Here is an 11,187-nt window from a genome sequence, read left to right as displayed (position 1 = left end):
GACAATCCAATATGCTGTATTATCTGTTTGAATATTTAGAGAAGGAATACCAACTGCCGGGAGCAGGTCTGTTCCAGTTTCAGACGTTCAGGGCAGCTATGGCGGTATTATTATCTCTGCTATTGGCAACAGTATATGGAAAGCGAATTATTCTATTGCTAAGGAAAAAACAGATAGGAGAGACCATCCGTGATCTTGGACTTGAGGGACAAAAGCAAAAGACCGGCACCCCAACAATGGGTGGATTAATAATAATAATGTCCACCTTAATTCCTGTATTATTATTTGCCGATCTAAAGAATATTTATGTCATATTATTGATAGTTACCATCCTATGGATGGGGATTATAGGGTTCATAGATGACTACATTAAAATATTCAGGAAAAACAAAAAAGGCCTAAAGGGTAGGTTTAAGATCCTGGGTCAGGTGGTTTTGGGACTCATTGTTGGTGCAACTTTATATTTCCATCCTGATGTTACCATGCGTGAGAGGACCAATACAATTATTACGGAGCAATATAAGGTCGAAAAAATAAATGGTGGAGATATAAAATCTACAATGACCACCGTTCCATTTTTTAAAAATAATGAGTTTGATTATGCCAATCTGATCTCGTGGGCCGGCAAAAATGCAGCTTCATATGCGTGGTTGATTTTCATTCCAATCGTGATCTTAATTGTAACTGCCGTTTCCAATGGCGCAAACCTTACAGATGGCATTGATGGATTGGCTGGCGGTTCTTCAGCCATAATCGTGCTAACCCTGGGGATTTTTGCATGGGTCTCAGGTAATATCATTTTTTCAGAATATCTGGACATCATGTATATACCACGGGCTGGTGAACTATTGATATTCATAGCTGCATTCGTTGGCGCACTAGTCGGGTTTTTATGGTACAACGCTTTTCCAGCTCAAGTTTTTATGGGTGATACGGGAAGTCTTACAATAGGTGGTGTTATTGCTGTGATTGCTCTTATTGTAAGAAAGGAGTTACTGATTCCCATTCTCTGTGGAATATTCTTTGCCGAATCCATTTCGGTAATGTTGCAGGTTGGTTATTTCAAGTATACCAAAAAGAAAACAGGTGAAGGGAAACGAATTTTTTTAATGGCTCCCCTGCATCACCATTATCAGAAAAAAGGATATCACGAAAGTAAAATAGTCACAAGGTTTTGGATTGTAGGAATACTATTGGCCGTAATTACCATTGTGACGCTCAAAGTGAGATGATGAAATTATTGGTTGTGCTCGGGGCTGGTGAAAGTGGGGTTGGAACGGCCATTCTGGCTAAAAAAAAGGGGTACAGGGTTTTTGTCTCGGACAAGAGTAAGATTAAAGAAAATTATAAAGAAGTTCTTGAACATTTTGAGATTGATTGGGAAGAAGAGCAACATTCAGAAGACAAAGTTCTCAATGCAGACATTGTAATGAAAAGCCCGGGTATTCCGGATACGGTGCCATTGGTAAAAAAACTTCTGGATACCGGTGTTCCGGTAATTTCTGAGATTGAGTTTGCAGCTAAATATACAGATGCCACTATAATAGGTATTACGGGTAGTAATGGCAAAACAACTACTACCATGCTGACCTATCATATTTTAAAAAATGGTGGTTTGAAGGTGGGGATGGCAGGTAATATTGGCAAAAGTTTTGCCAGAATGGTTGCTGAAGAGGACCATAACTATTATGTCCTGGAAATAAGCAGTTTTCAATTGGATGGGACGGTTGATTTTAAACCGGAAATCGCGGTGATAACAAATATAACCCCTGACCATTTAGACAGGTATAATAATTCCTTTGAGGATTATGTGGCGTCTAAATTCAGGATAACTCAAAACCAGGACAAGGAAAACAGCTTGATTTATGATCACGATGATGACGTAATTAAAAGATGGCTGGAGGATAACCCAATAAGATCAAAATTATTGCCTTTTACGATAAGCAAAGAACTAAACGAAGGGGCATGGTTAGAGAACAATAAAATAGTGATAAGAACAGATAATAAAACCATGGAAATGAAAGCAGATTCTTTAGCATTAGAAGGTTTACACAACCTTAAAAATACAATGGCTGCATCAACAGTTGCAAAGTTGGTTGGAATTCGTAAAGAGACAATACGCGAAAGTATACAGAATTTTGACGGGGCTGCTCATCGTTTGGAAAAGGTATTAAAAATTCACCATGTACAATATATAAATGATTCAAAGGCCACCAATGTTAATGCCACATATTATGCTTTGGAGAGTATGAATACTCCCATAGTATGGATTGTAGGAGGTGTAGATAAGGGTAATGATTATAAGGCACTGATGCCTCTTGTCAGGGAGAAGGTGAAAGCAATTATTTGCCTGGGGATGGATAATTCCAAAATTAAATATGCCTTTGGCAACGTAGTAGATTTGATTGTGGAGACCTATGCTATGAGTGAAGCGGTAAAAGTGGCTTATAAGATTGCAGAACGGGGAGATACAGTATTACTTTCTCCTGCTTGTGCCAGTTTTGATCTTTTTGAAAATTATGAAGACAGAGGAAATCAATTTAAAGAAGCAATAAAAAACTTATAAAAATGTCCAGGTTTTTAAACAGTATAAAAGGAGATAAGGCCATTTGGGGTGTAGTTGCCCTTCTAGCCCTTTTTTCATTTCTACCTGTTTATAGTGCCAGCAGTAATTTGGTATATGTAGTCGGGAATGGCACAACAATTGGGCATTTGGTTAAACATGGGATGTTGCTTTTTTTAGGATTTGGTATAATCTATGGAGTGCATCGAATTCCTACACATTTTTTTAAAGGGTTGTCTATAATTGCTCTGCCAATTGTACTGGTTTTATTGGTATATACACTTGCGCAGGGCACAACAATCGAAGGTGCAAATGCCAGCAGATGGATACGTCTTCCTTTAGTTGGAATTACCTTTCAGACTTCGAATTTGGCAGCGGTTGTACTCATGATTTACGTTGCAAGATATCTAACCAAAATCAAAGACAAACGAATCACATTCAGTGAAAGTCTTGTCCCTTTATGGCTTCCTGTTTTTGTAGTTGTCATTTTGATATTACCGGCCAACTTTTCTACTGCTGCAATTCTTTTCTTTATGGTATTGACCCTTTGCTTTTTAGGGGGTTACCCAATAAAATACCTTTCGGGTATAGTAGGTGCAGGCTTGTTGGTTCTTACCATTTTTGTTCTTACTGCTAAAGCGTATCCCGATCTTTTCCCGAATAGAGTTGATACTTGGATTAATAGAGTTGAAAGTTTTTGGGATCCGGCTGATACGGAGTCGGACTATCAAATAGAAAAAGCAAAGATAGCCATTGCCAGTGGTGGAATAGTTGGCAATGGAGCGGGAAAAAGTGTAATGAAGAATTTCCTTCCTCAGAGTTCTTCGGATTTTATTTATGCGATCATAATAGAGGAATATGGTCTTGTGGGAGGATTTATTCTGATGTTTTTTTATATGCTTTTGTTGTTTAGAATTGTCGTAGTGGCAAACGCAAACGTGACGGTATTTGGGAAATTATTGGTAATGGGAGTCGGTTTGCCTATCGTTTTTCAGGCGCTTATAAACATGGCTGTTGCTGTAGAATTATTTCCGGTTACCGGGCAGACGTTACCTCTTATTAGTAGTGGAGGTACTTCTATCTGGATGACCTGTTTGGCGATTGGTGTTGTATTAAGTGCAAGTAGAAAATTCAGATCTGTGGATCCCAATGAGTCTGATATAGATGAAACCAACCCTTTAGAAGTATTGAGTGGACAATTATAGATTTATATTATCAGGTGGTGGTACAGGAGGTCATATTTACCCGGCAATTGCCATAGCCGATGAATTGAAATCAAGACATCCAAATGCATCTTTTTTGTTTGTAGGTGCAAAAGACAGGATGGAAATGGAAAAGGTGCCAAAGGCAGGGTATCGGATTAAAGGTTTGTGGATAAGTGGAATTCAACGAAAATTGACATTAAAAAATTTAATGTTTCCATTAAAATTAATAAGTAGTTTGATTAGTGCAGGAAAAATAGTAGCGAATTTTAGGCCTCATCTGGTGGTAGGTACAGGCGGATTTGCTAGTGGACCACTATTAAAAATGGCCTCTAGAAAAAGAATCCCCTACGTATTGCAAGAACAAAATTCATATGCGGGTATTACAAACAAATTGCTTGCTAAACATGCGGCTAAAATTTGTGTGGCATATGACAATATGGATAGATTTTTCCCTTCAGATAAAATTGTAAAAACAGGGAATCCTGTTCGAGAAGATTTATTAGCATCATCAAAAGATACAAAAGAGTATTACGATTTTTTTGGTTTAAGTCAGGCTAAATCAACGTTGCTCGTTCTGGGAGGAAGTCTGGGTGCACGCAGAATAAATCAACTTATTGAAAAAGAACTTGACTTCTTTTCAAAGTTAGGGATACAGCTTATTTGGCAGTGCGGGAAGGGCTACTACCAGGAATATAAAAAATATGACTCCGAAAATGTGAAGGTATACGACTTCATCAATAAAATGAATTTTGCGTACTCGGCTGCAGACATCATCATATCAAGGGCAGGAGCCAGCTCAGTTTCTGAATTGTGCATCGTTGGAAAACCGGTCATCTTCATTCCCTCACCAAATGTAGCAGAAGACCATCAAACTAAAAATGCACTGAGCCTTGTGGTAAAAGAAGCTGCATTACTTGTAGAGGAAAAAGACCTGGAAGAGAAATTTGAGAACGTTTTTTCAGATCTGTACAAATCTGAGGATCGCAGAAAAGTCTTATGTGAGAATATCAAAGCTATGGCTTTACCTAATGCAACAAAGAATATTGTAGATGAAATAGAGCATTTACTAAAAATTTGAAATGGTACTAAAAGATATACATAACGTTTATTTTATAGGCATTGGAGGCATAGGGATGTCTGCTCTGGCACGGTACTTCAAATTGTTAAATAAGAATGTGGCCGGTTATGACAAAACCGAGACGCCGCTAACGCGGGAGATTTCCGAATTGGGAATTGAGATACATTATAAAGATGATATTACTGAGATCTCCAATGAATATAAAAATGTAAGTGATACCCTGGTTATTTATACTCCTGCAATACCATCCGAGCACAAAGAATACAATTATTTTTTATCCGGAGGATTTGAAATAAAAAAGCGGTCAGAAGTATTGGGGATTATTACCAGAAACACGTTTTGTTTTGCTGTTGCCGGAACCCATGGTAAAACAACAACAAGCAGTATCCTTGCACATTTGCTAAAGGAAACCGGAACACCTGTGACTGCTTTTCTGGGAGGGATCTCGGAGGACTTCAATAGTAATTTTTGGTTCAGTGGAAATGAATATTCCGTCGTTGAAGCTGATGAATATGATCGTTCCTTCCTCCAATTATCACCCAATATTGCTTGTATTACATCTATGGACGCCGATCATTTAGATATTTATGGCGACAGCAATGAACTAATAAAATCCTTTAGGGAATTTGTAAACAAGATTAAACCAAATGGCAAGTTGTTTATAAGAAATGGTTTGCCTTTAGAAGGAATAACTTATGGAATAGAAGATGATTCAGATTTTTGTATCAGAAATTTAAAAATAACACATGGCGCCTACATTTTTGATTTGGAAACTCCGGTTACTACCCTTAAGGGCGTTAAGTTCAATAAACCAGGTAAACATAATTTACTCAATGGTTTAGTGGCTTTTGCAATGGCACTGCAGGTAGGTACCCCACCTTACCGTCTTGTCAAAGCACTCGAAACCTTTAAGGGTGTGCAACGGAGATTCTCATATCGAATAAACGAAATTGATTTCGTTTTTATTGATGATTATGCGCATCATCCAACGGAAATAGATGCTGTATATGATGCTATTTCGGAAATGCATCATAGTAAAAAAGTACTGGCTGTTTTTCAACCACATTTATTTTCAAGAACTAGAGATTTTGCTGATGAGTTTGCCTTAAGCCTCGCAAAATTTGATAGTGTATTATTATTGGATATATACCCGGCAAGAGAGGAACCTATAGAGGGTATTACCTCGGAGTGGCTCATGGGAAAAATAAGGAATCAGAATAAAAAACTGATCCAAAAAGAAGATCTGATTAAGGAAATTAAAGAACAAGAACCCGAAGTATTAGTCACCATGGGTGCAGGTGATATAGGGTTGGAAATACCAAGAATAGAAAAAGAACTGGAGCATGAAAATTAATTGGAATTACATCAAGTTTATTGGACTAATAATCTGTATTACAGGCCTTTATTCATTTTCGAATCACCGAAATAATTTGAGAAAGGTAAGCGGGATAACTATAAAATTTACTGGTGAGGACAATCTCTACCTGACACAGTCTATGGTTAATAAATTGTTAATACAAAATTATGGGATCATTAAAAACGTGCCCAAAGAAAAATTAGTTTTGAATACTATGGAAGAGGTCATCGAGACCAATGAAATGGTAAAAAGTGCCCAAGTCTATGTTACTATAAACGGTGAACTTATATCAAATATTGAACAAAGGCAACCAATCGGACGTGTAGAAGGAAAGACAAAATTCTATCTTGATGAGGAAGGTAAGAACATGCCTTTATCTGATAATCACTCAGCCAGAGTACCGATAATTACGGGCAATATTACTGGAAAAAGTTTGGAAGATGTTTATGTGATTTTGAAATATATAAACAGGGACGACTTTTTAAGAAAAAATGTAATTGGAATTCACATTGAGGATGAAGAAAATTATCAGTTGAAATTTCGGTTGGAGAATTTTGTTGTGAATTTGGGGAATGTGACCGATTTGGAACAAAAGTTCAATAATTTCAAGGCTTTTTATACCAAAGCTGCCAAAGATAAAACATTGGCAAACTATAATATAGTAAGCTTGGAATTTAATAATCAGGTAGTGTGCACCAAAATTTAAATTAATATGGAAAAAGGTAATTATTCAGTTGGATTAGACATCGGTACTACAAAAATTGTTGCCATCATTGGGAAGGAGAATGAGTATGGTAAAATTGAGGTTTTAGGTATAGGCAGGTCTAAAAGCCTTGGTGTACATCGGGGTGTGGTTAATAATATTACTCAAACCATCAAGTCTATACAACAGGCTGTGGAGCAGGCTGAGGCCGATTCTGGTCTGAAGATAGGATCGGTAGTTGTTGGAATTGCTGGTCAGCACATTAGAAGCCTTCAGCATAGCGATTATATTACAAGGGCAAATTCTGAAGAAGTAATCAATGAGGAGGATTTAGACAAACTCTGCAACCAGGTCTACAAACTTGTAATGTTACCCGGAGAGGAGATTATACATGTTTTACCTCAGGAATACAAGGTTGACGGACAAGCAGAAATTAAGCAACCTATTGGAATGTACGGAGGTAGGCTTGAAGCCAATTTTCATGTGGTTGTAGGCCAGGTTTCGTCAATTAAGAATATTGGCAGATGTATTAAAAGTGCTGGGCTTGACCTTGGAAACATTACCCTCGAACCCCTGGCTTCTTCAGATGCAGTGCTTAGCCAGGAAGAAAAAGAAGCAGGAGTTGCTCTTATAGATATTGGTGGAGGAACAACAGATTTAGCCATCTTCAAGGATGGTATAATAAGGCATACTGCTGTAATTCCATTTGGAGGGAATGTAATTACTGAAGACATAAAAGAGGGTTGTTCAATTATAGAAAAGCAAGCAGAACTTCTTAAAATAAAATTTGGTTCTGCATGGCCCGGAGAAAACAAAGACAATGAAATTGTTTCTATTCCCGGATTGCGCGGAAGGGAGCCAAAGGAAATTACACTTAAAAATTTGTCCAAGATCATACATGCCAGAGTTGTTGAGATTGTTGAGCAGGTGTATGTGGAAATAAAAAATTACGGGCATGAGGAACAAAAAAAGAAACTTATTGCTGGTATAGTCTTGACAGGTGGCGGAAGTCAGTTAAAGCATTTGAAGCAGTTGGTAGAATATATTACCGGTATGGATACGAGGATTGGGTACCCCAATGAGCATTTGGCCGGGGATTCAGATCAAGAAATTGCAAGTCCTTTATATGCCACAGCTGTTGGTCTGTTGATGAATGCAATTGAAAATAAAGTAAAGCATCCTGCATATTTGGAAGGAAACGGGGATGTTGAAGAATTGGTTTTTGAAGGTCATCCGGAGAGCAGAACAGCGGAAAAGTCAAAAGTTGAAAGAAAATCTGTATTTGACGTTTGGTCAGAAAAACTTAAAGATTTTTTAGATAACGCAGAGTAAACCTAAATAGTAGCACGTAATAACCCAATAATACTAAAAACATGAGCAAGAATACCGAATTTGAAAATATCGCCTTTGATTTACCAAAGAATCAAAGTAATGTAATTAAAGTAATTGGCGTTGGTGGGGGAGGAAGTAATGCTATAAATCACATGTTCCAGGCCGGAATAAATGGAGTCGATTTTGTGATTTGTAATACAGATTCACAGGCCTTGCAAAATAGCCCTGTACCTAACAAAATACAATTGGGTGTAAGCCTTACTGAAGGCCTGGGTGCGGGAGCGAATCCTGAAGTAGGTGAACAGGCGGCCCTGGAAAGCATGGAGGAAATTAAGCAAATGCTGGATAATACCACCAAGATGATCTTTATTACGGCCGGTATGGGTGGTGGAACAGGTACCGGAGCTGCTCCGGTTATCGCTAAGCAAGCCAAAGAAATGGATGTCCTAACGGTAGGGATTGTTACAATGCCATTTCAATTTGAAGGCAAAATGAGGTGTCAACAAGCTCAACTTGGCATTGAAAAGCTGCGGTCTAATGTAGATTCTTTAATTGTAATTAATAACAACAAATTAAGGGAAGTATATGGCAACTTGGGTTTCAAAGCTGGTTTTTCAAAGGCAGATGAAGTTCTTGCAACAGCCGCCAGGGGAATAGCGGAAGTAATTACCCATCATTATACACAAAATATTGATTTACGTGATGCTAAAACGGTACTTTCAAATAGTGGAACAGCTATAATGGGATCCTCTACCTCATCGGGATCTGCGAGAGCTCAGGAGGCCATTATGAAAGCATTGGATTCTCCGTTATTGAATGATAACAAGATTACAGGAGCAAAAAATGTATTATTGCTTATAGTTTCCGGTTCTCAGGAGATTACGATTGATGAAATAGGGGAAATAAATGATCATATTCAAATTGAAGCCGGGCATGGTGCTAATATTATTATGGGTGTTGGTGAAGATGAAAATCTTGGTGAAGCTATAGCCGTTACAGTAATTGCCACAGGGTTTAACATAGACCAGCAGGATGAAATTGTAAATACCGAAACCAAAAAGATTATACACACTCTTGAAGATGAGCAAAAAGCAGAGCAAGATTTGAGTGATAAAAATGACGAATACCAACCGGAAAAGGTGGAAGAAGTATTTGAGCCAATAATAAAACATACTTTAGAAGAAGAAATTATAGATCTTATACCAACAACCAATTACATTAGAAATTTTAATGTGTTTTATGACGAGGTGGTAGCTGAAGAAATTAACAAGGACGATTTTATTATTATAGATTCTAAAAAGGATTTAAAGGATATTGAGGTAATAGATCCTGAAGTTGTCGCTAACAAAACAGAGGAAAAAGAACAAATTGCACTAAGTTTTGATATGCCCCTTACAGATTCAACCGATGAAGTTGAAAATGATAATGTAATTACTTTTAGCCTGGATGAAAATGTCAGGGATCTTGAAGTTAATGAGCATATAGAAGTAATCCCGGTTTTGGAATACAATAAGGAAGGAGAGACTCGTTATAGCCTGGATGATTATATGGAGTTAGAGAATAAGTTGACAGGTGCTAAATCCAAAGCGGAAGAATTTGAACCTAAACTCGTTGAGGATGAGTTGATTTTTGAACGAAAAACCGTTGCTAAGTCAGAGAATGATACTAAGGAAATGGGGTCGGAAGAGCCTGATCCTATGAACACTCCAATTGAAGAGATTTTGCGTGAAAGGGCAGATGAGCGAAGAAGAAAACTAAAAGATTTCAATTATAAGTTTCAGAATAGTGTAAACAATATTGACGAAATAGAGAAGGAACCTGCTTATAAACGTCAGGGGATTGATTTGAATGAAAAACCAAAAGAAGGTAAAGTTTCCAGAACTACTTTAAGTGAAGACAGCAATGATGAAATTCAATTGCGTTCTAACAATTCCTTTTTGCATGATAATGTAGACTAGTCCTTTTTTGGGAGTACTACGCCCAAACTAACAATGAGCCCGAAAATGCACCATATTTTCGGGTTTATTTTTTATCTTGTCTCTGCTAAAATTTAAAGAATATGAGCTTACAAAATGAAGTGATGGAACAAATTAAAGCAGCTATGAAAGCAAAAGATGCTACAGCTCTTGAGTCTTTAAGGGCAATAAAATCTGCTTTACTAATGGCCAAAACCGAAAAAGGAGCTGGAGGCCAGTTGTCCGAAATGGATGAAATAAAATTGATTCAAAAGCTGGTCAAACAACGAAAGGATAGTGCAGCTATTTTTATTGAACAGGGTAGGCAAGATCTTGCGCAGCCTGAACTGGATCAGGTGGCAGTAATAGAAAAGTTTTTACCGGCTCAAATAGGCGTTGATGAGATTGAAAGTATCGTAGTCCAGACCATAGAGAAAACTGGTGCCAGTGGTATGAAGGATATGGGTAAAGTCATGGGTATCGTATCTAAACAATTGGCAGGACAGGCAGATGGCAAGACCATCTCAGAAATTGTGCGAGCCAAACTTAATTAATCCTTTAATGAATCTTCCGGAGATTAAAGACCGCCTTGAAGCCGATATTGCAAGGACAATAAAGAAGATAAAACAATATGAAGAACTGTCCGGCCCCATTGCCCCGGATAACGCAATAGGTCGTGTTTCGCGCATGGATGCAATAAATAATAAAAGTGTGATGGAAGCCGCCCTGCTTAAAGCAAAAGAACATCTGAAGGGACTTAATCATTACCTGGATAAATTGGGAACCAAAGATTTTGGTATCTGCCCTAAATGCAAAAAGAAAATACCAATTGAACGTATTTTATTAGCACCAAATAGCACTTTTTGCGTAACTTGCGCTCGCTAAAACTAATGGCCCCGTGGCCTGCCTCAGGCAGGCAGGCGCAATCCGCCAAAGGCGGACAGGCTGAATACGAGCCCGACTAAGTCGGGGCGCATCTGAAACATATGGAATA

General features: G+C 37.9%; 10 protein-coding genes. All 10 read left to right on the top strand.

All coding sequences use genetic code 11. The features are described 5' to 3' along the window. The first annotated feature begins 11 nt into the window (after window positions 1-11). The 10 genes from mraY to Q0X77_RS00680 all read left to right on the top strand — a co-directional run bounded on the left by mraY (window position 12) and on the right by Q0X77_RS00680 (window position 11,078). The gene (gene mraY, locus Q0X77_RS00725) at window positions 12-1,232 is read left to right on the top strand and encodes a phospho-N-acetylmuramoyl-pentapeptide-transferase (protein ID WP_297791846.1); all 1,221 of its coding nucleotides are present in this window, start codon (window positions 12-14) and stop codon (window positions 1,230-1,232) included. Continuing rightward, window positions 1,232-2,566, top strand: coding sequence for a UDP-N-acetylmuramoyl-L-alanine--D-glutamate ligase (gene murD, locus Q0X77_RS00720; protein WP_297792008.1), 1,335 nt, complete (start codon window positions 1,232-1,234; stop codon window positions 2,564-2,566). The genes mraY and murD overlap by 1 nt, the downstream gene beginning before the upstream one ends. A gap of 2 nt (window positions 2,567-2,568) precedes the next feature. Then, window positions 2,569-3,768 (top strand): FtsW/RodA/SpoVE family cell cycle protein, encoded by a 1,200-nt coding sequence (locus Q0X77_RS00715; RefSeq protein WP_297791844.1) that lies wholly within the window; start codon window positions 2,569-2,571, stop codon window positions 3,766-3,768. Next, the gene (gene murG / locus Q0X77_RS00710; protein ID WP_297791842.1) at window positions 3,755-4,846 is read left to right on the top strand and encodes an undecaprenyldiphospho-muramoylpentapeptide beta-N-acetylglucosaminyltransferase; all 1,092 of its coding nucleotides are present in this window, start codon (window positions 3,755-3,757) and stop codon (window positions 4,844-4,846) included. The genes Q0X77_RS00715 and murG overlap by 14 nt, the downstream gene beginning before the upstream one ends. 1 nt (window position 4,847) lies before the next feature. Then, complete coding sequence (gene murC, locus Q0X77_RS00705) at window positions 4,848-6,200, top strand: UDP-N-acetylmuramate--L-alanine ligase (protein WP_297791840.1); 1,353 nt, start codon at window positions 4,848-4,850, stop codon at window positions 6,198-6,200. Next, the gene (locus Q0X77_RS00700; RefSeq protein ID WP_297791838.1) at window positions 6,190-6,909 is read left to right on the top strand and encodes a cell division protein FtsQ/DivIB; all 720 of its coding nucleotides are present in this window, start codon (window positions 6,190-6,192) and stop codon (window positions 6,907-6,909) included. The genes murC and Q0X77_RS00700 overlap by 11 nt, the downstream gene beginning before the upstream one ends. A gap of 6 nt (window positions 6,910-6,915) precedes the next feature. Beyond that, window positions 6,916-8,238 carry a cell division protein FtsA gene (gene ftsA / locus Q0X77_RS00695; protein ID WP_297791836.1) on the top strand — a complete coding sequence of 441 codons (1,323 nt, stop codon included), beginning with the start codon at window positions 6,916-6,918 and terminating at the stop codon, window positions 8,236-8,238. Between the two features lie 41 nt (window positions 8,239-8,279). Beyond that, window positions 8,280-10,196: a cell division protein FtsZ gene (gene ftsZ / locus Q0X77_RS00690; protein ID WP_297791835.1), complete on the top strand. Its 1,917-nt coding sequence runs from the start codon at window positions 8,280-8,282 to the stop codon at window positions 10,194-10,196. A gap of 101 nt (window positions 10,197-10,297) precedes the next feature. Then, window positions 10,298-10,747: a GatB/YqeY domain-containing protein gene (locus Q0X77_RS00685; protein WP_297791833.1), complete on the top strand. Its 450-nt coding sequence runs from the start codon at window positions 10,298-10,300 to the stop codon at window positions 10,745-10,747. Window positions 10,748-10,754: 7 nt separating this feature from the next. After that, window positions 10,755-11,078 (top strand): TraR/DksA C4-type zinc finger protein, encoded by a 324-nt coding sequence (locus Q0X77_RS00680; protein ID WP_297791831.1) that lies wholly within the window; start codon window positions 10,755-10,757, stop codon window positions 11,076-11,078. The last annotated feature ends 109 nt before the right edge of the window (window positions 11,079-11,187 follow it).

This window comes from uncultured Eudoraea sp. (assembly GCF_947258925.1).
In the GTDB taxonomy this organism is placed as follows: Bacteria; Bacteroidota; Bacteroidia; order Flavobacteriales; family Flavobacteriaceae; genus Eudoraea.
Note: the sequence above shows the minus strand (reverse complement) of the source record. Positions and strands in the feature narration are given on the sequence as shown.

Coding starts and splice junctions, on each gene's coding strand:
- mraY (WP_297791846.1), top strand. CDS start 12: ATGCTGTATTATCTGTTTGAATATTTAGAGAAGGAATACCAACTGCCG.
- murD (WP_297792008.1), top strand. CDS start 1,232: ATGAAATTATTGGTTGTGCTCGGGGCTGGTGAAAGTGGGGTTGGAACG.
- Q0X77_RS00715 (WP_297791844.1), top strand. CDS start 2,569: ATGTCCAGGTTTTTAAACAGTATAAAAGGAGATAAGGCCATTTGGGGT.
- murC (WP_297791840.1), top strand. CDS start 4,848: ATGGTACTAAAAGATATACATAACGTTTATTTTATAGGCATTGGAGGC.
- Q0X77_RS00700 (WP_297791838.1), top strand. CDS start 6,190: ATGAAAATTAATTGGAATTACATCAAGTTTATTGGACTAATAATCTGT.
- ftsA (WP_297791836.1), top strand. CDS start 6,916: ATGGAAAAAGGTAATTATTCAGTTGGATTAGACATCGGTACTACAAAA.
- ftsZ (WP_297791835.1), top strand. CDS start 8,280: ATGAGCAAGAATACCGAATTTGAAAATATCGCCTTTGATTTACCAAAG.
- Q0X77_RS00685 (WP_297791833.1), top strand. CDS start 10,298: ATGAGCTTACAAAATGAAGTGATGGAACAAATTAAAGCAGCTATGAAA.
- Q0X77_RS00680 (WP_297791831.1), top strand. CDS start 10,755: ATGAATCTTCCGGAGATTAAAGACCGCCTTGAAGCCGATATTGCAAGG.